The 22,625-nt window shown below is 54.6% G+C and carries 23 protein-coding genes and 1 pseudogene; 12 read left to right on the forward strand and 12 right to left on the reverse strand.

All coding sequences use genetic code 11. The features are described from left to right. Positions 1-44 precede the first annotated feature (44 nt). Both kdgT and sodA read right to left on the reverse strand, forming a co-directional pair. On the reverse strand, positions 45-1,028 hold the full coding sequence (kdgT, locus tag ACERJC_RS21380) for a 2-keto-3-deoxygluconate transporter (protein ID WP_152401149.1): 984 nt from the start codon (positions 1,026-1,028) through the stop codon (positions 45-47). Between the two features lie 193 nt (positions 1,029-1,221). Next, positions 1,222-1,842: a superoxide dismutase [Mn] gene (gene sodA, locus ACERJC_RS21385; RefSeq protein ID WP_044257452.1), complete on the reverse strand. Its 621-nt coding sequence runs from the start codon at positions 1,840-1,842 to the stop codon at positions 1,222-1,224. Between the two features lie 286 nt (positions 1,843-2,128). Between sodA and rhaT the strand changes: the two genes are divergently transcribed. Beyond that, on the forward strand, positions 2,129-3,163 hold the full coding sequence (gene rhaT / locus ACERJC_RS21390; protein WP_152401146.1) for an L-rhamnose/proton symporter RhaT: 1,035 nt from the start codon (positions 2,129-2,131) through the stop codon (positions 3,161-3,163). On the opposite strand, the gene rhaR is transcribed toward rhaT, so the two are convergent. Together rhaR and rhaS (ACERJC_RS21400) are read right to left on the reverse strand one after the other, a co-directional pair. Next, a complete protein-coding gene (gene rhaR, locus ACERJC_RS21395) occupies positions 3,160-4,008 on the reverse strand; it encodes an HTH-type transcriptional activator RhaR (RefSeq protein ID WP_373672441.1) in 849 nt (282 codons plus the stop codon). The genes rhaT and rhaR overlap by 4 nt on opposite strands. Before the next feature lie 154 nt (positions 4,009-4,162). After that, positions 4,163-4,999, reverse strand: coding sequence for an HTH-type transcriptional activator RhaS (gene rhaS, locus ACERJC_RS21400; protein ID WP_152401142.1), 837 nt, complete (start codon positions 4,997-4,999; stop codon positions 4,163-4,165). Positions 5,000-5,299: 300 nt separating this feature from the next. On the opposite strand from rhaS (ACERJC_RS21400), the gene rhaB reads away from it, so the two are divergent. From rhaB to rhaM, 9 genes are all read left to right on the forward strand, one after another. Then, the gene (gene rhaB / locus ACERJC_RS21405; protein WP_373672442.1) at positions 5,300-6,769 is read left to right on the forward strand and encodes a rhamnulokinase; all 1,470 of its coding nucleotides are present in this window, start codon (positions 5,300-5,302) and stop codon (positions 6,767-6,769) included. Next, entirely contained in the window at positions 6,766-8,025 is a 1,260-nt protein-coding gene (rhaA, locus tag ACERJC_RS21410) for an L-rhamnose isomerase (RefSeq protein ID WP_373672443.1), read from the forward strand. The genes rhaB and rhaA overlap by 4 nt, the downstream gene beginning before the upstream one ends. A gap of 217 nt (positions 8,026-8,242) precedes the next feature. Further along, the gene (rhaD, locus tag ACERJC_RS21415; protein ID WP_286632412.1) at positions 8,243-9,070 is read left to right on the forward strand and encodes a rhamnulose-1-phosphate aldolase; all 828 of its coding nucleotides are present in this window, start codon (positions 8,243-8,245) and stop codon (positions 9,068-9,070) included. 99 nt (positions 9,071-9,169) lie between these two features. Next, positions 9,170-10,156, forward strand: coding sequence for a rhamnose ABC transporter substrate-binding protein (gene rhaS / locus ACERJC_RS21420; protein ID WP_152401132.1), 987 nt, complete (start codon positions 9,170-9,172; stop codon positions 10,154-10,156). A gap of 119 nt (positions 10,157-10,275) precedes the next feature. After that, the gene (locus ACERJC_RS21425) at positions 10,276-11,781 is read left to right on the forward strand and encodes a sugar ABC transporter ATP-binding protein (RefSeq protein ID WP_373672444.1); all 1,506 of its coding nucleotides are present in this window, start codon (positions 10,276-10,278) and stop codon (positions 11,779-11,781) included. Further along, the gene (locus ACERJC_RS21430; protein WP_373672445.1) at positions 11,781-12,785 is read left to right on the forward strand and encodes an ABC transporter permease; all 1,005 of its coding nucleotides are present in this window, start codon (positions 11,781-11,783) and stop codon (positions 12,783-12,785) included. The genes ACERJC_RS21425 and ACERJC_RS21430 overlap by 1 nt, the downstream gene beginning before the upstream one ends. After that, positions 12,782-13,786 (forward strand): ABC transporter permease, encoded by a 1,005-nt coding sequence (locus ACERJC_RS21435; RefSeq protein WP_373672446.1) that lies wholly within the window; start codon positions 12,782-12,784, stop codon positions 13,784-13,786. The genes ACERJC_RS21430 and ACERJC_RS21435 overlap by 4 nt, the downstream gene beginning before the upstream one ends. 60 nt (positions 13,787-13,846) lie before the next feature. Next, positions 13,847-14,995 (forward strand): lactaldehyde reductase, encoded by a 1,149-nt coding sequence (gene fucO / locus ACERJC_RS21440; RefSeq protein ID WP_286632414.1) that lies wholly within the window; start codon positions 13,847-13,849, stop codon positions 14,993-14,995. Further along, positions 14,992-15,306 carry an L-rhamnose mutarotase gene (rhaM, locus tag ACERJC_RS21445; RefSeq protein WP_152401122.1) on the forward strand — a complete coding sequence of 105 codons (315 nt, stop codon included), beginning with the start codon at positions 14,992-14,994 and terminating at the stop codon, positions 15,304-15,306. The genes fucO and rhaM overlap by 4 nt, the downstream gene beginning before the upstream one ends. Positions 15,307-15,348: 42 nt before the next feature. On the opposite strand, the gene ACERJC_RS21450 is transcribed toward rhaM, so the two are convergent. Then, entirely contained in the window at positions 15,349-16,740 is a 1,392-nt protein-coding gene (locus ACERJC_RS21450) for a carbohydrate porin (RefSeq protein WP_373672447.1), read from the reverse strand. 341 nt (positions 16,741-17,081) lie between these two features. Beyond that, a pseudogene (locus ACERJC_RS21455) lies at positions 17,082-17,627 on the reverse strand (helix-turn-helix domain-containing protein); the annotation flags it as partial. A 98-nt stretch (positions 17,628-17,725) separates the two neighbouring features. Between ACERJC_RS21455 and ACERJC_RS21460 the strand changes: the two are divergent. Next, a complete protein-coding gene (locus tag ACERJC_RS21460) occupies positions 17,726-18,385 on the forward strand; it encodes an AzlC family ABC transporter permease (protein ID WP_286632416.1) in 660 nt (219 codons plus the stop codon). Next, on the forward strand, positions 18,385-18,708 hold the full coding sequence (locus ACERJC_RS21465; protein WP_286632417.1) for an AzlD domain-containing protein: 324 nt from the start codon (positions 18,385-18,387) through the stop codon (positions 18,706-18,708). The genes ACERJC_RS21460 and ACERJC_RS21465 overlap by 1 nt, the downstream gene beginning before the upstream one ends. Positions 18,709-18,754: 46 nt before the next feature. Here ACERJC_RS21465 and ACERJC_RS21470 read toward each other — a convergent pair whose 3' ends face one another. Genes ACERJC_RS21470 through ACERJC_RS21495 form a run of 6 tightly spaced genes read right to left on the reverse strand, consistent with a single transcriptional unit; the run spans position 18,755 to position 22,614 of the window. Next, positions 18,755-19,315 carry a P-loop nucleotide/nucleoside kinase family protein gene (locus ACERJC_RS21470; RefSeq protein ID WP_152401115.1) on the reverse strand — a complete coding sequence of 187 codons (561 nt, stop codon included), beginning with the start codon at positions 19,313-19,315 and terminating at the stop codon, positions 18,755-18,757. Then, positions 19,312-19,749, reverse strand: coding sequence for a PTS sugar transporter subunit IIA (locus ACERJC_RS21475; protein WP_042325494.1), 438 nt, complete (start codon positions 19,747-19,749; stop codon positions 19,312-19,314). Before ACERJC_RS21475 ends, ACERJC_RS21470 begins: the two co-directional genes overlap by 4 nt. Positions 19,750-19,781: 32 nt before the next feature. After that, the gene (locus tag ACERJC_RS21480; protein WP_286632419.1) at positions 19,782-20,051 is read right to left on the reverse strand and encodes a hypothetical protein; all 270 of its coding nucleotides are present in this window, start codon (positions 20,049-20,051) and stop codon (positions 19,782-19,784) included. Positions 20,052-20,110: 59 nt separating this feature from the next. Next, positions 20,111-20,953, reverse strand: a complete 843-nt coding sequence (locus ACERJC_RS21485; RefSeq protein ID WP_373672448.1) for a class II fructose-bisphosphate aldolase — start codon at positions 20,951-20,953, stop codon at positions 20,111-20,113. Beyond that, entirely contained in the window at positions 20,940-22,307 is a 1,368-nt protein-coding gene (locus ACERJC_RS21490) for a PTS sugar transporter subunit IIC (RefSeq protein WP_125370347.1), read from the reverse strand. The genes ACERJC_RS21485 and ACERJC_RS21490 overlap by 14 nt, the downstream gene beginning before the upstream one ends. Continuing rightward, positions 22,300-22,614, reverse strand: coding sequence for a PTS sugar transporter subunit IIB (locus tag ACERJC_RS21495; protein WP_042325486.1), 315 nt, complete (start codon positions 22,612-22,614; stop codon positions 22,300-22,302). The genes ACERJC_RS21490 and ACERJC_RS21495 overlap by 8 nt, the downstream gene beginning before the upstream one ends. Between the last annotated feature and the right edge of the window lie 11 nt (positions 22,615-22,625).

The following is a 22,625-nucleotide window of genomic DNA, read 5'->3' on the forward strand; positions in this document are numbered from 1 at the left end:
CAAAAAAAGGCCGGATAAGCGCAGTGCTATCCGGCATTATTGTTTTATTTCACAGCATGTTGGATTTCGATTGCCGCCGCTTTCGCTTTGACCTTCTTCGACCAGACAGAGGTGATAATTGGCACAAGGATTGACGTCACAATCACCGAGGTTGCCACCAGCGAGGTTGCCGCCGGTGCCATCGGTTTAAATGCGGGCACCATTTCTGCGATCAGTACCGGTGTCGCCACCGCCGCACCGGCTGAGCTGGAAGCGGCAATCCCTGCCGTACCGTCGCCGCCGCCGATCAGTTTATCGGCAACGATCAGCGGAATACCGGTCACGATAATCACCGCCACACCCAACAGAATGCCCAACAGACCGGTCTGCGCAATCACGCTCAGATCGATGGTGTTACCCAGCGCAAAGGCGAAGAAGGGGATCAGCGTCTGTACCGCTTTACTGAAGAACTCGCGCAGCTCAGGGTCCAGATTACCCAGCGTGAAGCCCACCAGGAATGGCAGCACCGCGCCGACAAAAACATGCGGTTCAAACGACGCAATCCCGGCCGTACCGAGGATGATCATCGTCATCAGCGGGCCCGATTCCAGCGACATCAGGACAAATGCCCCGGCCTCTTCTTTGGTGCCGTACTGCTGCATGATCGACGCGTACAGCCCACCGTTGGTCATGTCCATTGCCGCAACCAGCGCCAGTGTCGACAGCCCGGCAAAGAATCCTACCTCCACGCCATGTTCAGGGATGATCCGCGAGGCAATCGCCGCCACCACCCACGCCACAGCAATTTTGGTCACCACCAGCGTTCCGGACTTACGCAGGACGGTACCCGTTGCGCTCAGCTTGATGGAGGCCCCCATGCAGAAAAACCACACGGCCAGAATCGGCACCGTACCGGTGATCATCCCGTTGGTGAATGAGCCAAAATATTTCCCCGCGTCGGGAGAGAACGTGTGACACAACGCGCCCAGGAACAGAGGGACGAGCATCATGCCGCCAGGGATTTTTTCTATCGTGCGTTTAATCTGCATTTCCATCACCTTCCGATGTAAAGATGTGTCAACGATAGACATTCAGCACAATAATAAAAGTGATCCCAACCACACAACAAAACAATGTTTCATTTTTTGTGGATCGCTGTTTTTGATTTGATTTTGATCACAAAAAAACCCCACCGGTCGCGCCGACGGGGTCATACAAACGCTACGTCTTGTTAAATAAGACTTATTTTTTCGCCGCGAAACGCGCAGCCGCTTCGTCCCAGTTCACCACGTTCCAGAACTCTTTGATGTAGTCCGGGCGACGGTTCTGGAATTTCAGGTAGTAAGCGTGTTCCCACACGTCCAGACCCACAATCGGGAAGCCGGAAGCGCCAGAAATCGCTTCCCCCATCAGCGGGGAATCCTGGTTTGCGGTAGAAACGACCGCCAGTTTATCGCCTTTCAGCACCAGCCAGGCCCAGCCAGAACCGAAACGGGTTGCAGCAGCTTTTTCAAACTCTGCTTTGAAGTTATCAACGGAGCCGAAATCACGTTCGATAGCCGCTTTCAGATCGCCCTGCAGGGTCGTGCCCTTTTTCAGGCCTTTCCAGAACAGGCTGTGGTTAGCGTGACCGCCCGCATTGTTACGCAGAACGGTTTTTTTGTCGGCCGGTACCTGATCCAGTTTAGCGATCAGCTCTTCCGCAGACAGGTTAGCGAATTCAGGCAGACTTTCCAGCGCCGCGTTGGCGTTGTTTACATAGGTCTGGTGGTGTTTGGTATGGTGGATTTCCATCGTCTGCTTATCGAAGTGCGGTTCCAGCGCATCATAAGCGTACGGCAGGGATGGCAGTGTATAACTCATATTCATCTCCATTATTGTCGAGCGGCCGGGTGTTAACGCCGCGTAAGCAGTTGGTTCATTATAGTTAATTAAATGATATTGAAAATGATTATCAATGCCGTACTTTTTATAAGGTTATTACCTTTTCGCCTATTGTTGATTATGTGAGCCATATCACCCACTTAACCGGGCCTTTGCCAGAAAGGAAAAATCGCGGCAATCGGCAAAAGGTTATACCTCTGCGCAATTTTTAAACTCATGACGTCGGAAGGGTAGAAACGACGATAAAAACAATGAGGATGATGTAATGAGTAACGCGATTACGATGGGTATTTTTTGGCATTTGATAGGCGCGGCCAGTGCAGCCTGTTTCTATGCCCCGTTCAAACAAGTGAAACAGTGGTCATGGGAAACCATGTGGTCGGTCGGCGGGATTGTCTCCTGGCTGATTCTTCCCTGGACCATCAGCGCCATGCTGCTGCCCAACTTCTGGGCCTACTACAGTTCTTTCAACCTCTCCACTCTGCTTCCGGTATTCCTGTTCGGCGCAATGTGGGGCATTGGTAATATCAACTACGGCCTGACCATGCGCTACCTCGGCATGTCGATGGGGATTGGCATTGCCATTGGCATCACGCTGATTGTCGGTACGCTGATGACCCCTATCATCAACGGCAACTTTGATGTGCTGATTAACACCGAAGGCGGGCGGATGACCCTGCTCGGGGTACTGGTTGCGCTGATTGGCGTCGGGATTGTCACCCGTGCGGGCCAGCTCAAAGAGCGCAAAATGGGCATCAAAGCCGAAGATTTCAACCTGAAAAAAGGGCTACTGCTGGCGGTGATGTGCGGCATTTTCTCCGCAGGCATGTCGTTTGCGATGAACGCCGCGAAGCCGATGCATGAAGCAGCCGCGGCGCTGGGTGTAGACCCGCTGTATGTCGCGCTGCCAAGCTACGTGGTGATCATGGGCGGCGGCGCGCTGGTCAACCTGGGCTTCTGTTTTGTTCGTCTGGCAAAAGTGAAGAACCTGTCGGTAAAAGCCGACTTCTCGCTGGCAAAATCGCTTATCATCACCAACGTGCTGCTGTCTGCGCTGGGTGGCCTGATGTGGTATCTGCAATTCTTTTTCTACGCCTGGGGCCACGCGCGCATTCCGGCGCAATATGACTACATCAGTTGGATGCTGCACATGAGTTTCTACGTGCTGTGCGGTGGTATCGTCGGTCTGGTGCTGAAAGAGTGGAACAATGCCGGGCGTCGTCCCGTCAGCGTACTGAGTCTGGGATGCGTAGTGATCATCATCGCCGCCAACATTGTCGGTCTGGGCATGGCAAGCTAATCACTTGAGTTACTGAGATGACGCCACTGACTGGGCGTCATCCCGGTTTCCCGCGTGAACACCACAGAAAAGTAGTTACTGTCCTCAAATCCACACTTCATCGAAATTTCACCGATCATCAGACGGCTGTGCTGAAGAAGATATTGCGCATGGCAGACGCGAACCTGACGCTGATACTGGTTAATCGTCATCCCGGTCTGGCTACGAAACTGCTGACGCAGCACGCGTTCGCTGCACGCCTCCCGGCAGCAAAAGGTATCCAGCGCAAACGGACGTTCCAGACTGGCGGCCAGCGCGGTAATCAGTTTATCCAGCAGCGTTTCGCTGGAGGTCGCTGGCAGCGTGTCGGTGGCATAGCGATGGCGCTTCAGCGTCATTACCAGTTGGCCAAAGAGCAGCTCTGCCATCTCGTTAGCGAGCGGATCGTGCTGGTTACTTTCATGCTCAATCTGGCTTATCACCTGGCGCGCCTGCGTCATTCCAGCACTGCCCAGCCGCCAGTGCGGCTGCCGCGGCGTGCCGTTAAATCCGGGAATCGCCATCTCCCAGCCCAGATTCAGCTTTAGCCGCTCCGGGCAATAGATGATGTTTTGCAACACGAGGTCATTAACGGAGGTATAGGAGTGCTTGTCTTCGGCACGAATATAAAACAGATCGCCACGGGTGATGCGATAGGGACGGTCGTTCAGCACATGCAGACCATTGCCTCGCCAGACAATCACCAGCTCACAGAAATCATGCGTATGTTCGGCAAACACATCCTGCGGATAGCGATCGGCAACGGCGACGGCCTGCCCGGCATTCGCAAAGAAGTCGTCTTTTAGAAGAATCAGTTGATTCGCCACCAGAATATTCCTTGCCGGATGGCGGCTTCGCCTTATCCGGCCTACAAATTACGTGAACACGTAGGCCGGATAAGACGCCACCGCGTCGCCATCCGGCATCACAGATCGATGATTATCAGCAATTTGGCGGCGAAAAACGTTGATAGTATTCGCGTTACTGAAGTAACGCATCCCGTCCCTGGCGGATGTCGCGCGGCGACCAGTCAAATTCACGGCGAAACAGGGTCGAAAAGTGGTTACTGTCGCCGAAACCGCAGCGATAGGCGATCTCCGTGACGCTTTCATCGCTATGACGTAACAGATGGCGGGCCTTGATTAAACGCAGACGGTTGAGATAGCGCTGCGGCGTCAATCCGGTCTGTTGCTTCAACTGGCGATGCAATGTGCGCAGGGACAGCGAGAACCTACCGGCCAGCGCCTCCCAGCACACTTCTTCCGCAAAATGATCTTCCAGCCAGGCCATCAGATGATTCAGCCGTGCATCGTTATTTTCCGCCCCTTCCATCAGGCTACTTTTGCGTAGCAGCACCAGCAACTGCATAAACAGAATTTCACGATTGGCCACGCCGGGGAGATCGCTCTCATCGCCATCCTGTTCCATTTTTGCCACCAGTTGACGCACCTGTTGCAGCGCACCCTGATTTACCCGCCAGTGGGAGGGATACACGCCATCCTGTTCCTGCGGCAGCAGTTGATCCAGTCCGGCCAGGAAGCGGAACGCATCGGGCGAGCGGTAGAGCACATTGGTCAGGCAAAGATTGTCCGTATGTTCATACAAGTGCCGGTCATGGTCGCGGACAAAGCAAACCGTACCGCCGCTGATGGTATAGGGCTGCCCATTGAACACATGAATACCGGTGCCATGTTCCACAATCACAATTTCATGAAAATCATGATGATGCTCTGGAAAAGCAGGCTGCGGTAGCCGGGGCTCGATGGCCACGGGCGCTTTACCTGATGGAAAAAAATCCACGCTGTGCAGTACGGTCATGATGGCATCCGGGTCAAATGAACATGTCAGAAATAGTAATTAAGGGTTAGCCACCTCACCTTAAATTTTTGACACGAAACCGTGCAAACAGGGTCAATTTTTCAAGAAAAGACGGGAAAGATCCGGAAATGCGGACGGCGTCACATCAGGGGATATCGCGCTTATTACCGGAAACTGTGAACGTTATCACGTTCACCTTTGCTTTCTTGCCAGCGGCCAATTTTGCCTGTCAGTAACAAGAAGGTGAGCCATGACGAGGTTTTCTAGACTGGGCTTAATGAAACTCAGAAGGACCTCACTATGACTTTTCGCCATTGTGTCGCTGTCGATCTTGGCGCCTCCAGCGGACGCGTAATGCTGGCGCGCTATGACAGTGAACATCGCACCCTGACGCTGCGTGAAATTCACCGCTTCGTTAACTGCCTGCAAAAGCAGGACGGTTTCGACACCTGGGATCTCGACAGCCTCGAAGACGCCATCCGCCTGGGTCTGGAAAAAGTCTGCGATGAAGGTATCCGCATTGACAGTATCGGTATTGATACCTGGGGCGTGGACTATGTCCTGCTCGATAAACAAGGTCAGCGTGTCGGACTACCGGTTTCCTACCGTGACAGCCGCACCACGGGAGTGATGCAGCGCGCGCAGGAACAGCTCGGTAAATGCGCGATTTATCAACGCAGCGGGATCCAGTTCCTGCCGTTCAACACGCTTTACCAACTGCGCGCACAGGTCGAACAACAGCCGGAACAGGTTGCGCAGGTCGCGCACGCCCTGCTGATTCCCGACTACTTCAGCTTTCGTCTGACCGGAGAATTGAACTGGGAATACACCAACGCCACCACCACTCAACTGGTGAATATCAACAGCGACGACTGGGATGAAACGCTGCTGGCGTGGACGGGGGCGGACAACGCCTGGTTTGGCCGCCCCACGCATCCGGGCAACGTGATTGGTTACTGGATTTGCCCACAGAAAAATCAAATCCCGGTGGTGGCCGTCGCCAGTCATGACACCGCCAGCGCGGTAATCGCCTCGCCGCTGGCCGATAAACACAGCGCGTATCTCTCATCCGGCACCTGGTCGTTAATGGGCTTTGAAAGCAGAACGCCTTACACCAACGACGCCGCGCTGGCAGCGAACATCACCAACGAAGGCGGCGCGGAAGGGCGTTATCGGGTACTGAAAAATATCATGGGACTGTGGCTGTTACAGCGTGTTCTGAAAGAGCGTCAGGTGGACGACCTGTCCGCGTTAATTGCCGCCACGCAGTCATTGTCCGTTTGTCGTTTCCTGATCAACCCGAATGACGATCGCTTTATCAACCCCGCCAACATGAGTGCCGAAATTCAGGCCGCCTGCCGCGAGTCCGGGCAGCCGGTGCCCGACAGCGATGCGGAACTGGCCCGCTGTATTTTCGACAGTCTGGCGCTGCTGTACGCCGATGTGTTGCAGGAACTGGCGACGCTGCGCGGCGAGTCTTTCAGCCAGTTGCATATTGTTGGCGGTGGCTGCCAGAACGTCTTGCTGAACCAGCTTTGCGCCGATGCTTGCGGTATCCGCGTCATCGCCGGCCCTGTTGAAGCCTCCACGCTCGGCAACATCGGTATCCAGTTGATGACGCTGGATGAACTGAGCAACGTCGATGACTTCCGCCAGGTGGTCACCGCCAACGACAACCTGACCACTTTTACCCCCAATCCTGATAGTGAGATTGCCCGCTATATCGCGCAATTTCATTCAAAACGACAGACAAAGGAGCTTTGCGCATGACCACTCAACTGGAACAAGCCTGGGAACTGGCGAAACAACGCTTCGCCGCAGTAGGTATTGATGTCGAGGAGGCTTTGCGCCAGCTCGATCGTCTGCCGGTCTCGATGCACTGCTGGCAGGGCGATGACGTAGCCGGTTTCGAAAACCCGGAAGGGTCGCTAACCGGCGGTATTCAGGCCACCGGCAACTATCCGGGTAAAGCGCGCAATGCCCGTGAGCTACGCGCCGATCTGGAACAGGCGCTCAGCCTGATCCCTGGTCCCAAACGACTGAATCTGCATGCTATCTATCTGGAATCGGATACCCCGGTCGCCCGCGACAAAATCAAACCGGAGCACTTTAAAAACTGGGTGGAGTGGGCAAAGGCGCATCAACTCGGTCTGGATTTCAATCCGTCCTGCTTTTCGCATCCGCTGAGCGCAGACGGCTTCACGCTGGCGCACGCCGATGACAACATCCGCCAGTTCTGGATCGACCACTGCAAGGCCAGCCGCCGCGTATCCGCTTACTTTGGTGAACAACTGGGTACGCCGTCGGTGATGAATATCTGGATCCCGGACGGCATGAAAGATGTCACTGTGGACCGTCTGGCCCCGCGTCAGCGCCTGATGGAGGCGCTGGATGAGGTCATCAGTGAAAAACTGAATCCGGCGCACCATATCGACGCCGTCGAAAGCAAACTCTTTGGTATCGGCGCGGAAAGCTACACCGTCGGCTCCAACGAGTTCTACATGGGATACGCCACCAGTCGCCAGACCGCGCTGTGTCTCGATGCCGGCCACTTCCATCCCACTGAAGTGATCTCAGACAAGATCTCCGCCGCCATGCTGTACGTGCCGCGTCTGCTGCTGCACGTGAGCCGCCCGGTGCGTTGGGACAGCGACCACGTGGTGCTGCTGGATGATGAAACCCAGGCGATTGCCAGCGAGATCGTACGCCACAACCTGTTCGACCGCGTCCACATCGGTCTCGACTTCTTCGACGCTTCCATCAACCGCATCGCGGCATGGGTCATCGGCACCCGCAACATGAAAAAAGCGCTGCTGCGCGCCCTGCTGGAACCGACCGAACATCTGCGCCAACTGGAAGCCAGCGGTGATTACACCGCGCGTCTGGCACTGCTGGAAGAGCAGAAATGTCTGCCGTGGCAGGCGGTATGGGAGATGTATTGCCAGCGCCATGACACGCCAACCGGTAGCCAGTGGCTGGAGAGCGTTCGCGCCTATGAGAAAGAGATTTTGAGCAAACGCGGTTAACGCATCATTGCCGGATGGCGCTGCACTTATCCGGCCTACTGACACACTCAACATCGTAGTTTGTAGGCCCGATAAGACGCATCGCGTCACCATCCGGCAATAAATGAAACACGAATGCCGGATGGCGCTGCGCTTATCCGGCCTACTGACACTCTCAACATCGTAGGCCCGATAAGCGCAGCGCCATCGGGCATTTACTAAGACAGGTACATCTTTTATGCAAAATATTCTCGACGCCTGGTTTGTTCAGGGAATGATTAAAGCCACCTCCGATGCCTGGTTGAAAGGTTGGGATGAGCGCAACGGCGGTAACCTGACGCTGCGTCTCGATGACGCGGACCTCTCCCCCTTCAGCGCCGACTTCCATCGTGCGCCGCGCTACATTGCCCTGAGCCAGCCAATGCCACTGCTGGCGAACACGCCGTTTATCGTAACCGGCTCAGGTAAATTCTTCCGCAACGTACAGCTCGATCCCGCCGCCAATTTAGGCATCGTGAAAGTGGACAGCGACGGGGCGGGCTACCACATTCTATGGGGGCTGACGAACGAGGCGGTTCCCACCTCTGAGCTACCGGCACACTTCTTGTCACACTGCGAGCGCATCCAGACCACTCAAGGTAAAGATCGCGTGATCATGCACTGCCACGCCACCAACCTGATCGCCCTGACCTATGTGCTGGAAAACAGCACCGCGCTTTTCACCCGCAAACTGTGGGAAGGCAGTACCGAGTGTCTGGTGGTCTTCCCGGATGGCGTGGGCATTCTGCCGTGGATGGTGCCGGGCACCGACGAGATAGGCCAGGCTACCGCGCAAGAAATGCAGAAACATTCGCTGGTGCTGTGGCCATTCCACGGCGTATTCGGCAGCGGCCCGACGCTGGATGAAGCGTTTGGGCTGATCGATACCGCCGAGAAGTCCGCTGAAGTGTTAGTCAAAGTGCTGTCGATGGGCGGTATGAAGCAAACCATCAGCCGCGAGGAGCTGATTGCGCTGGGTAAACGCTTTGGCGTCACCCCGCTCGCCAGTGCATTAGAACTGTATTGATAACAACATCGCGCCCCGCTCACTGAGACGGGGCGAACTCTGTCACCTGCAAATCCAAACCATTCCCTATGGGAATCAACATTATGTGGAGTAAAAGCAATGAAAATAAAGACAAGCTTGATCCTCACCGTTGCCATTCTGGCGTTGTCCGGTTCCGCTTTAGCTGAAGTGAAAATCGCCCTGGTGGCGAAATCGTTAGGTAATGGATTCTTCGAAGCCGCAAACGTCGGTGCCCAGGAAGCCGCCAAAGAGATCGGTGATGTCAACGTGATCTACACCGGTCCCACCACGACCACCGCAGAAGCCCAGATCGAAGTTCTGAACGGCTTGATCGCCCAGGGTGTTGATGCGATCGCCATCTCCGCCAACGATCCCGATGCCGTCGTGCCCGTATTGAAAAAAGCGATGCAGCGCGGGATCAAAGTGGTCTCATGGGATTCCGGCGTGGCGCCTGCGGGTCGGCAGATCCACCTTAATCCGTCGAATAATGCGCTGATCGGCGAAACCAACGTCAAGCTCGCCGCCGATGCGCTGAAGGCGCTGAACGTGGAGAAAGGGGATGTGGCGATCCTGAGCGCCACGCCAACGTCGACCAACCAGAATATCTGGATTGCGGAGATGAAAAAGGTGCTTGCGCAGTATCCGTCCATCAACCTGGTGACCGTGGCCTATGGCGACGATCTCTCTGACAAGAGCTACCGTGAAGCGGTGGGGCTGCTCAAATCTTACCCTGACCTGAAAGTGATCGTCTCCCCTTCTTCCGTCGGCATTGTCGCCGCGGCACAGGCGGTGAAGGATCAGGGCAAAATTGGCAAAGTGTACGTGACCGGCCTTGGCTTGCCGTCTGAAATGGCGGGGGCGGTGAAGTCGGGCGCGTCGAAAAGTTTTGCGATCTGGAACCCTATCGATCTGGGCTATGCGGCAACGTATCTGGCGGTCGACCTGGTCAAAGGCACCGCCAGCAAAACCGAAGCCAATATGGGGAGACTGGGCAAAGTGCAGTTGGATGCCGACGGCAATGGCGCGATGGCTAAGCCATTCGTCTACGATGCCAGCAACATTGATAAGTTCTCAAAAATCTTCTGATCCCAGGGTCACGCCGCCGGATGACGTTGTGCTTATCCGGCCGGCGAGTACCGATACGTTTTGTAGGCCGGATAAGCGTTAGCGCCATCCGGCAACGCTACATGAAGAGGAGAACTGACATGTCCACCCCTTTACTACAACTTCATGGAATCACCAAGATATTCCCCGGCGTGCGCGCCCTTGAGAACGTGCAGCTCGATCTCTGGCCTGGCAAAGTGACCGCGCTGGTGGGCGAAAATGGCGCGGGTAAATCCACGCTGGTCAAAGTGATGACCGGTATCTATCAGCCAGAAGAGGGGGAAATCCTCTACAAAGCTATTCCTGTTCGGCTCCCGAATCCGGAAGCGGCGCATAAAGTCGGCATCACCGCGATTCATCAGGAAACGGTGCTGTTCGATGAGCTGTCAGTGACCGAGAATATTTTTGTCGGCCAGTACCTGTATAAAGGTCTTCTCAAAAAGCTCGACTGGCCAGAAATGCACCGTCGGGCACTGGCAATTCTCACCCGGCTTGAGGTGCAGATCGATCCGCACGCCACGCTGAAAACCCTGAGTATCGCGCAGCGCCATATGGTGGCCATTGCCCGTGCGCTCTCCTTTGAGGCCCAGGTGGTGATTCTCGATGAGCCAACCGCAGCGCTGTCACAGCACGAAATTCTGGAGTTTTATCAAATCGTTGAGCGCCTGAAGCAGGAAGGCAAAGCGATTCTGTTTATCTCTCACAAGTTTGATGAAATCTTTGAACTGGCGGACTACTACACCATTCTGCGCGACGGCGTGTTTGTCAGTTCCGGCGACATCCATGAGATTAGCGAAGAGCGGATGGTCGCCATGATGGTGGGACGCGCCATTACCCAAACCTTCCCGAAAGTGGCCAGTGAGAAAGGCGAGACGGTGCTGGAGGTGAAAGATCTCTGTCATCCCACCGAATTTGCTCACATTGATTTCACCCTGAGAAAAGGGGAGATCCTCGGCTTCTACGGACTGGTGGGCGCGGGGCGTACCGAACTGATGCAGGCGCTGTCCGGCGTTTCCCGGCCTTCTCACGGTGAGATCCGCCTCAACGGGCGGGCCATTCATTTTCATCAGCCCGCCGATGCGATTCGCGCCGGTATTGTCTGCGTGCCGGAAGAGCGGCAAAAACAGGGGGCAATCATTGAAATGAGTATCGCCGAGAACATCAGCCTGCCGCAGTTGAGTAAGCTGAATCCGCGCGGCGTGCTCAATGCGGCGCGGGAGTGGCAACTGGCTGACAGCTACGCCAAACGCCTGCAGGTCAAAGCCTTTAGCTGGCGTCAGGCGGTCGAAACGCTCTCTGGCGGCAATCAGCAAAAGGTGGTCATTGGCAAATGGCTCGCCACCCATCCTGAAGTGATTATTCTCGACGAACCGACCAAAGGCATTGATATCGGTTCGAAGGCGGCAGTGCACCAGTTTATGTCCGAACTGGTGGCGCAAGGTCTGGCGGTGATCATGGTTTCCTCAGAACTCCCGGAAGTGATGGGCATGGCAGACAGAATTATTGTCATGCACGAAGGGTTGATGGTCGCGCAATACCGCGCCGGTGAAGCCACGGCGGAGGCCATTGTCAGCGCCGCCAGCGGCATCGCTAAGGAGGCAGCATAATGATTCAGCATCTGCTTAAACATCGCGAAGCCCTGCTGGCGGCGGTCATCCTCCTGATGATCGCCGCCATCGGCAGTCGCGTCCCGTCGTTTGTCTCCCCCGGCAACCTGGCCGAAATCTTCAACGACACCGCCATTCTTATCATCCTGGCGCTCGGGCAAATGATGGTGCTGCTAACCAAAGGTATCGATCTGTCGATGGCCGCCAATCTGGCGCTCACCGGGATGATCGTCGCCCTGCTCAACTTCCAGCATCCTGAGATCCCCGTCTGGGCGTTGATGTTACTGGCAACCGCCTGTGGCCTGGTGATGGGGATGATCAACGGTCTGCTGGTCTGGAAATTAGGTATTCCGGCGATTGTGGTCACGCTCGGCACCATGAGCATTTACCGCGGCATTATCTTTTTGCTGTCGAACGGCGGCTGGATTAACTCGCATCAGATGAGCGACAGCTTCCTCGCCCTCCCCCGTTTCGTCCTGCTTGGCCTGCCGATGCTGAGCTGGTGTGCTATCGCCGCCGTTATCGTGGTGAGCTACTTCCTGCGCTACAGCCGCACTGGGCGGGCACTTTACACCGCAGGCGGTAACGCCACCGCAGCGTACTACACCGGGATCAACGCCGGGAAAATGCAGTTCGTCAGCTTCTGCCTGTCGGGTGCCCTCGCCGGTTTCTGCGGCTACCTGTGGATTTCCCGATTCGCTGTTGCCTATGTCGATGTAGCTAACGGTTTTGAGTTACAGGTTGTGGCAGCCTGTGTGATTGGGGGGATCAGTACGATGGGAGGGATCGGTCGCGTTCTCGGCTGCCTGTGTGGCGCGTTGTTCCTTGGCGTTATCAATAACGCTTTGCCCGTCATTGGCATCTCACCTTTCTGGCAGATGGCGATTTCCGGCGCGGTGATCGTGATTGCCGTTCTGCTTAATGAACGCAGCAATAAACAGAAAGGCCGTTTAATTCTGCGCAACGCGGCACTGGCACGGCAAAAACAGGCGGTGAACTCATGAGTAAAGTGATGACGTCTGAAGCGATCGAACGCGCCCCCGATACGCGTGCGGTCTGGCAACGCCTGTTGTGCTGGGAAGGTTTTCTGCTTACCGTCACCCTGGCGGTATTTATCGTCAATGCGCTGGCCTCGCCGTACTTCCTTAATATCTGGAATCTCTCCGACGCGACGTTCAACTTCACCGAAAAAGCGATCATCGTACTGCCGATGGCGATGCTGATTATCGCCAGGGAGATCGATCTCTCGGTGGCTTCGACCCTGGCGCTCAGTTCGACAGCCATGGGATTCTGCGCGGCGGCGGGGATGGATACGCCCCTGCTGGTCTGTGTCGGACTGGGAACCGGACTCTTGTGCGGGCTGCTGAACGGCATCCTGGTCACGCGGTTCAACCTCTCGTCCATTGTGATAACCATCGGCACCATGAGCTTGTATCGCGGCATAACCTACATTTTGCTCGGCGATCAGGCGCTGAACGCCTGGCCGGAGAGTTTTGCGTGGTTTGGTCAGGGCTATGTCTGGGGGGCGCTGTCGTTCGAGTTCGCGCTGTTTATCGTGCTGGCGATAGCGTTCACCTTCCTGCTGCACAAAACAAACTTTGGTCGCCGCACCTACGCCATCGGCAATAACCCGGTGGGCGCGTGGTATTCCGGCATTAACGTCAAACGCCACAACCTGATTTTATTCGCCCTGGTCGGACTCATGGCGGGACTGGCCGCCGTGTTGCTCACCTCCCGACTTGGCAGTACGCGTCCCACCATCGCGATGGGCTGGGAGTTGGCGGTGGTAACGATGGCGGTGCTGGGCGGCGTCAATATTCTCGGCGGCTCCGGCAGTATGACCGGCGTCATCATCGCGGCCTTCCTGATGGGGCTGGTGTCCTTCGGTCTGAGTCTGCTCAACGTGCCGGGCATCGTCATGTCGATCATTATCGGCGCGATGCTGATTGTGGTTATCTCGCTACCCATCCTGACGCGCCGGGTTATGCAACGACGACGAATCTGAATCCCTCCGGCGACATGGAGTTTTGCCGCCGGAAATATCATCACTTTAAGGAGAAAAAACATGAGCTTTATGCTGGCACTTCCGAAAATCAGTCTGCATGGCGCGGGCGCGATTGGCGATATGGTGAACCTCGTTGCGAATAAGCAATGGGGCAAAGCGCTGATCGTCACCGACGGTCAACTGGTTAAGCTGGGCCTGCTCGACAGCCTGTTTACGGCGCTGGATGAGCACAAAATGTCGTACCACCTGTTCGATGAAGTGTTCCCGAACCCGACCGAAGCGCTGGTACAAAAAGGTTACGCGGCCTATCAGGGTGCGAACTGTGATTACATCATCGCCTTTGGTGGCGGCAGCCCGATCGATACCGCCAAAGCCGTGAAAATACTCACCGCAAACCCTGGCCCCTCCACCGCCTATTCCGGCGTAGGTAAAGTGAAAAACCCCGGCGTGCCGCTGGTTGCTATCAATACCACCGCTGGGACAGCCGCCGAAATGACCAGTAACGCGGTCATTATCGACTCCGGACGCCAGGTGAAAGAGGTCATCATCGATCCGAACATCATCCCGGACATCGCCGTGGACGATGCCAGCGTGATGCTGGAAATCCCGGCCTCCGTAACGGCGGCAACCGGTATGGATGCGCTGACCCACGCGGTGGAAGCGTATGTTTCTGTCGGCGCGCACCCGCTAACCGACGCCAATGCGCTGGAGGCGATTCGCCTGATCAACCTGTGGTTGCCAAAAGCGGTTGATGATGGTCACAACCTGGAAGCGCGCGAGCAGATGGCATTTGGTCAGTATCTGGCGGGTATGGCGTTTAACAGCGCCGGTCTGGGACTGGTTCACGCTCTGGCGCACCAGCCGGGTGCCACGCATAACCTGCCGCACGGCGTTTGTAACGCTATCCTGCTGCCGATTATCGAAAACTTTAACCGTCCGAACGCGGTAGCGCGTTTTGCCCGTATCGCGCAGGCGATGGGTGTTGATACCCGTGGTATGAGCGATGAAGCCGCGAGTCAGGAGGCAATCAACGCCATCCGCGCGCTGAGCAAACGCGTCGGCATTCCGGCAGGTTTCAGCCAGCTCGGCGTCACTAAAGAGGATATCGAAGGCTGGCTGGACAAAGCGCTGGCTGACCCTTGCGCACCGTGCAACCCGCGTACCGCCAGCCGTGACGATGTGCGCGAGCTGTACCTGGAGGCGTTATGATCCGCAAAGCGTTCGTGATGCAGGTGAATGCCGACGCGCACGAGGAGTATCAGCGTCGTCATAATCCCATCTGGCCGGAGCTGGAAGCGGTGCTGAAGGCTCACGGTGCGCATCATTACGCGATTTATCTCGATAAAGACCGCAATCTGCTGTTCGCAACCGTCGAGATTGAGTCCGAAGAACGCTGGAACGCCGTTGCCAGCACCGACGTTTGTCAGCGCTGGTGGAAGCATATGCGTGACGTCATGCCCGCGAACCCGGATAACAGCCCGGTGAGCGCGGAGCTGAAAGACGTGTTTTATCTGGAGTAACCGATGAGCCCGGTAGGCGTCAGCGCTACCGGGCCCTTTCGTTTAGAAATAATATTTAAAGCGAACGCGCCCACCGTAGCGACTGTCAGAATCGTCACCGTTCACGTTATCCCCGTCGCTATCCAGAATCGAATAATATGCACCAAGGTAAATATTGAAGTTTTGCATATTCATCACGTTAGCGAACTGATACGACGCGTGAATAGTATGAATGTCATAGGTGCCTTCATTGTTAATCCAGCAGCCGTCATCACACACTACCCCTTCAAAATCATCAATCTTGTTATGCGCGTAGATATAGCCCAGCTCAAAACGCTTCCACAGCGCGTTCACCCCGGTAGTAAAGTCGTTTTCGTTGTTGGCATCCAGATACGCGGTATTCAGGTTTACCACGATGCCATTCTCCGGATCGGTCTTTAAACCGTTCCACGTCATTGTCATACCGTAACCGGTACGATCGGACTGATCGACAAATTTACCGTTTGAATTAGTGTAACCATAAGCGTTATTGACGACGTTCGATTCCATCGCGGCAGCAACTGAGAACGCATCCTGTGACCACGAAATAACCGGACGCAAATAGGCAACGCTCCTCTGTTGTTCCATTGCCCGACCGTGGAATTCGTCATCGTTATAGAGTGAAGTCCCCTCTTCCAGCAGGGTGTTTAACTCAAAGTACCAGTTATCCACCTGCTTGCTGACGAGGAAGTTGCCGCCGGCATCAGAACGACCACGGCCTTCTTTCATCATGTAAATATAGCCGCTGCCGTCGTCATACAGATCGTTGGCGGTATTCCCCGAGTGCTCAACAAACGTATCCTGATTAAGAGGGAACATATCGTAGGCTTCGAAGCGCCCGACCTTCACCTTCCAGTCATTCTCTTTACCAAAGAAGAAGACGGCATCATCAATATTCACCATGCCCTTCATATCACCTAACGGTTGGGCGGAGAATCCGGCGTAATAGCCATTATCTAACTTACGCGTGCCGTCAAAGCCCAGCAAAATTCGGCCATTAATATTCCACTGTTCGTTGGTCGGGTCACTATTAACATTGGCATTGGTCATTGCCAGCAGGCCATGATTACTTTCTGCATCCATGTTGAATTCTACGTCACCGTAGATTTTCAGATCGCCATAACCGGACAGCAGCAGATTCGGCGTCGCGGCATTCTTTTTCGTCTCCTCCGCAGAGGTCTGACCGTTTACGGGCGTATTGCCCTGTGCCGCTTTAATCTCACGTATTTCAGTTGCCTGCTGGGTCTGTAATTGCTGAACCTGATTTTCCGCCTTCGCCGCCCGGTTTTCTGCCGCTTCCAGTCGCGCTTCCAGCTGTTCGAGTCGTTGTTCCAGTGTCATTTTTTGCGTTTTAGCAAAACTATTATTAGCAATTAATAATAGACCTATTGCTAAAGCCAGCGTCGATTCCTTCATTTATTCGCGTTCCTTTAAATAAATAATGAACAGCGTATTTCTTTTAGAAATACGCAGAATGAATAACAAGGTAATATGTATTATTTTTATATTTAACAACGGCAGCAATTGATAAAAATAATAATCAACTGTTACAACGCCACAGGCCAACAATTACTAACACGCAGCTTTCTTTGTGTAAACGCAGAAAGCTTTCAGTTCGTGAGGAATATAACAAAAGGGCTAAAATAAACGAAATATCATAAAAACAATTAAATATGAGTTAAGAAAGAAAATAATTAAAAGTAATCATTCGATGGCGCCTTTTGCATACCATAGCGGTGAAATTCCAGGTTCGCTAAACTCTGTTCGGCCACCAGAATCGCCTGGGTATCGGCTTCCAGCGCTTTAAAGATATGCTCCTGATCGGCGGGATAACAAATATAGTCGCCCTCACCTAACACTTCCGGCGCTTCCGTCAGGCCGACCAGCGCTTTTCCCTTCGTCACAATAATGTGTTCTATCGATCCCGGCGGATGCGGCTGAGAAATGCGGTCGGCTCCAGGCTGGGTCAACAGCAGATAGATATCGCGCCGTGCGCCTGGCGGGCAGGCGGCCAGTAAAATCGCCTGATAGTGCGCCTGTTCGGCCACCACTTTGGTGCCCTCACCGCAACGGATCACCTGCGTTTTTTGCGCCTGCGGCTCCAGCAGCCGTGCAAAGGGAATATCCAGCGCCACGCAGAGCGACCAGAGCGTTTCCAGGCTAGGATTACCATTTCCCGCTTCCAGTTGGGAAAGCGTCGACTTGGCAATCCCCGCCCGTCGGGCGATCTCTGCCAGAGACAGCCCCGTTCGCTGACGTTCGCGAACCAGACTCTTAGCAATCACGCTGATGGGTTGTGTCATACACGACTCCATGTTTTTTATATCGAACGAATCGTTCATCTTGTCAAACATCTGTGTTGCGTTCATTATAATGGAAATTCGTTCGATATGGCTAAATCATGACGCGCTTCTTCTCCTGTCTGAAGGCAGACACAATAAAAGCAATCTTTCTGGTCTGCCTGGCCGTGGGCGTGGTGGGGATGTCCTACGGTTCGCTGGCGATGGCTTACGGCTTCCCGGTCTGGGTGCCGTTTGTACTCTCTATTTGTGTGCTGGCGGGGGCGTCCGAATTTATGTTTATTGGCATTGTCGCCAGCGGCGGCAATCCGTTAGCCGCCGCTGCTGCTGGCTTACTGGTTAACGCCCGTCATGTCCCGTTTGGCGTGACGGTACGCGACCTGGTCGGCACCCGCGCGGCGAGCTTTTTCGGCTGCCATATTATGAACGATGAAAGCGTGGTGTTCGGCCTGTCGCAGAAAACCCCGGAGCAGCGCAAAGCCGCCTACTGGCTGTGCGGCCTTGGCGTCGCCATTCTGTGGCCGCTGGGAACGTTGCTGGGTACGGTGGTGGGGCAACTGTTGCCCGCCCCGGAAACCATTGGACTGGACGCCGTGTTCCCGGCCATCCTGCTGGCACTCGTCGTCCCGGCGTTTAAAAACCGCACCACGTTGATTCGTGGCCTGAGCGGTGCCGTCGTGTCGCTCGCCGCCGTTCCCTTTGCACCGGTCGGACTGCCGGTTCTGCTCTCCCTGCTGGGTTTACTGACGAGGAAGAAATAATGGGCAACATGACGCTGTTCATCGTCGGCATCGCCATTTTATCGGTGGGAACCTACTTAATGCGCCTCGGCGGCGCCAAACTCGGCAGCCGACTGGCACTCTCTGAACGTTCTCAGGCGTTGTTATCCGATGCCGCCACGGTACTGCTGTTTTCCGTCGCGCTGGCCACCACCTTTTATGAAGGCGAGCACTTTGCCGGCATGGCGCGCGTCCTCGGCGTCGCCTTCGCGGTCTTCCTCGCCTGGCGAAAAATGCCATTGATTGTGGTGATTATTGCCGCTGCCGTGGTCACGGCACTGCTGCGGATGGCGGGGATACACTAAAAAAGCGCCCGTGGGCGCCCTTAACGTGTTAACGACAATTTATCGTTCAGGTTTTCGCTATCTGTTCGTCTATCCAGGTGATAACGGCGTTAATATCCAACGCTTGCGCCTGGTCTACCGTTAATACCGGCCCGAGCCGCATCGGCTCAGCGCGTGCTGCCAGTTGCGCCAGTTCAGGCAGATACTCCTCACCAGGATGGCCCGACTTACGGGCCTGTAGCCGCGTGGCGTAGCGCGTCACCGCGAGCTCGGGCGTAATGTGGTTCCACACCTCAACCACCTTCTCAACGCCCGCCTGCTGCAATAGTCGCAGTAACGTTTCACGAGGCTGAAAGCCGAACCAGGCGTCAACCAGCCAGACGACGCTCGCCGGAGAGTGGCCGATAATCGACCAGATCACCTCATAGGCCGCACAGCCTAACTGCCGATTGAAAGGCCGGTCGATATCCGTAAAGCGCGCCATAAACGGCTCTTTGATCCCATCAATCGTCAGCAGCGGCAGGCTAAATGCTTCCGATAACTGCCGGGTGATCGTGCTTTTACCCGAAGCGGGGATCCCGTTGATTAAAATGACTGTTTTACAGTCTGGCGAGAGGTGTCGTTTCATAGCAGCGCGACCACCTCTTCGCGGGAACTTGCCGCTCGCAGCTTCGCCATGCGTTCATCATTATCGAGTAAGGCGACGATGGCGCGAATGCCCTCTTCGATATGCGCATTACTGTCCTGCGCGCCAAACATAATGACAATGTCGGCGGCTTCACTGTCAGCAAACTGAATGGGCTTATCCAGCAGCACCATGCTAAAACAGTTACGCTTCACCCCACACTCTGGACGGGCATGGGGGATCGCGACGCCTTCATCAAACACATAATACGCCCCATGACTGAGGGTGTTGTCGATAACCGCCTGACCGTATTCCGCTGAAATATACCCTTTTGCAACCAATGGACTGGCCGCCAGTTGAATCACCTTCTGCCAGTCAGTTTCTGCTACGCCAACCTGAATCGCATCGGCCTCGATAAGTAATTCTTTTATCGTCATGACGACTCCCTAAGAGCTTAATGAATCTGGCTCTAAATATTCCGGCGAATAACATTACGTAACGCATCTATACGTACAAAAAGCGAATCAATTTCCTGTCGGTGCGTTTGGCTTTTGGCATAAACCGACAGCGCCCGGTTATAGGTAAGCATTAATGCTTTCTGTATTTCGCCATTACCTGGGTTGCCCTGCAGTTCACCTTCCAGCCTGGCGATTTCTTCCGCCAGAACACGGGATTGTTCATCATATTCTTCCGGCGGGCGTGTTTCTTTTTTCCATAACGATTTCAAAGATTCAAACATAGCGATCCCCCGCCCTGATGGACAACAGGGCAACAAAATATCATTCATTAATAACGGCGTTATTTAAATAAAGCGATCTTTTCCATTAATACCTGGGTTACCGCATTATTTGCCGGAATTAAAAACTTACGTACGCTGTCATTCACCTTGCCTTTCTCAAAGGTGTTTTTACACTGATCGACCCATTGCACGTTCATTTCCGTACCGACATTCACTTTATTAATGCCTTCAGTGACCGCCAGACGCATATCGTCATCACTCACCCCTGTTCCACCGTGTAATACCAGCGGAACAGCGGTCGCGGCGCTGATCTCTTTCAGCCGCTGATGTTGAATCTGCGCCTTGCCGGTATACAAACCGTGCACCGTACCCACCGACACCGCCAGCATGTCGACCTGCGTTTCATCAACAAAGCGTTTGGCATCTTCTACCGTCGTAAAGCAGATATCCTCCGCCGCCACCGCTTTACCATCTTCTGAGCCGCCGATAGCCCCGAGCTCGCCTTCCACCGTAATATTTCGTGGTCGCGCCATCTCCACCACGATGCGGGTATTACCGATATTCTCTTCCAGTCCCAGGTGCGAGCCGTCATACATGACCGAGGAAAACCCAGCATTCATCGCCGTCTCAATGGAGCTGATATCAGAGCAGTGATCCAGATGCAGGCAGGTCGGGACATCCTCGCTCTCCGCCAGCGAACGCACCGCATCCACTAACAGGCGATAGCCCAGATATTCTGCCGTCCCGGTTGAAATCTGAATCATCAACGGGCTATTCGTTTTTTGCGCCGCTTTAAAAAACGCGGGCAGCATTTCAATACAGTGCAGGTTAAAAGATCCAATCGCTTTGAAATTTCTTTCCTGGCCGATTTTAAGGATCTCGTTGAAGTTATACAGACTCATGAACATTTTCCCCTTTTGGCTTAGCGGATTTACCGTTTACGAACCATGCCAGTGCGGCAACAAAAACAATGAACAACGCAACAAAGAGCCAGTTATTCTGGAAGGCGTGGCCTAAGACGAGGCCAGAGCTGATGACGTCTGAATCGCTGAACGTGACGCCGGTGAAACCGTAGGTTTCCAGCATCGGCACCAGAATCGCAGGCAAGAAGGTGATGAACAGACCGTGAACCACGCCGCCGATCATCGCCCCGCGACGACCGCCCAGCGCATTGCCAAAGACCCCCGCCGTCCCCCCGGCAAAAAAGTTGGTTAACAGACCCGGCAGAATCATCGCCAGACCAAACATCGGGAACACCAGCATGCCAATGATGGAACCAACGGTTGTCGCCAGGAATCCAACAATCACCGCGTTGGGCGCATAAGGGAACAGCACCGGGCAATCCAGCGCGGGCTTAGCATCCGGGACGATACGCATGGCGATACCGCGAAACGCCGGAACCAGTTCGTTGAGCAACAAACGCACGCCGCTGTAGAGCACGAAGACGCCAGCCACAAACTGAATGGACTGCATGAAGGCATACATCAGGTAGTTAACACCACCGGAGAACTGGGCGATATATTCCGGACCCGCCGCCAGCGCCGGAATGAGGTACATCGGTACCATCACGACCGCCATTGCGAGGTAGGTATCCTGTAAGAACTTGAAGTTATCAGGTAATTCGAGGTCTTCCGTGGAGCGGGACCCTTTGCCCACCACCTTAGCCACCGCCGCCTGTACCAGGTAGCCAATGGTGCAAAAGTGTCCCAGCGCCACATCATCCGAGCCGGTGATACGTCTGACCACCGGTTGCGCCAGCGCAGGCATCAGAACCGCCATGATGCCGCCAAAAATACCACCGGTCAGAATCAGCGGCAGTCCGGTAAGACCCGATTTATAGCCAATGACCGCGCCAATGGTCGCCATCCACAATAACGCCTGTCCGGTCAGGAAGATGTATTTCAGCGGCGTCAGACGCGCGATGATGATGTTGACAGCAAAAATCACCATCAGGGTTAACGCCACTTCTGAGCCCAACTCGCGGTTGGCTAATCCGGCAATGGCGGCCACATCGGTAATGTAACCCTTCATGCCAAATCCCTGAGTAAAAATATCGTTCAGGAAGGTCAGTGTGGCGACAATAATATTAATCCCGGCCATCATGATTAAAAAACCGAGCAACGTTTTAAACGTGCCTTCAGCGGTTTTTCCCGGCGATTTCTTTTGCAGGATAAGCCCGAGCATCGCGATAAAAGCAATTAATATCGACGCCTGACCGAGCAAATCTTTAACGATGAATTCAACGAAGCTATTCATAATGGGCTACCTTCAGATTCCGCTCTTTTAAAAACGCGACGATCTTGGCTTCAATTTCGTCTTTGTCTGTGAGCTTATTCAGAACCACGACCCGTTTAATTTCTTCTTCGCTGGCATCAGCCGTTAAGATATCAGCAAAGGTTTTTTGCGTCAGGATCATGTCAGATTTAAACGCTCCCGCTTCGGATACCGTGGTATGTTCGATATGCGCAGGAATTTCCAGTTTCTTTAAAACCGCTTTCGCCGTCATTTCAATAGCAAAACTTGAACCGAGGCCGCAGCCACATACGCAAAGAATTTTCAGCATGTAAGGTCTCC

It is taken from the genome of Citrobacter telavivensis (genome assembly GCF_041807075.1).
Taxonomy (GTDB): domain Bacteria; phylum Pseudomonadota; class Gammaproteobacteria; order Enterobacterales; family Enterobacteriaceae; genus Citrobacter_A; species Citrobacter_A telavivensis.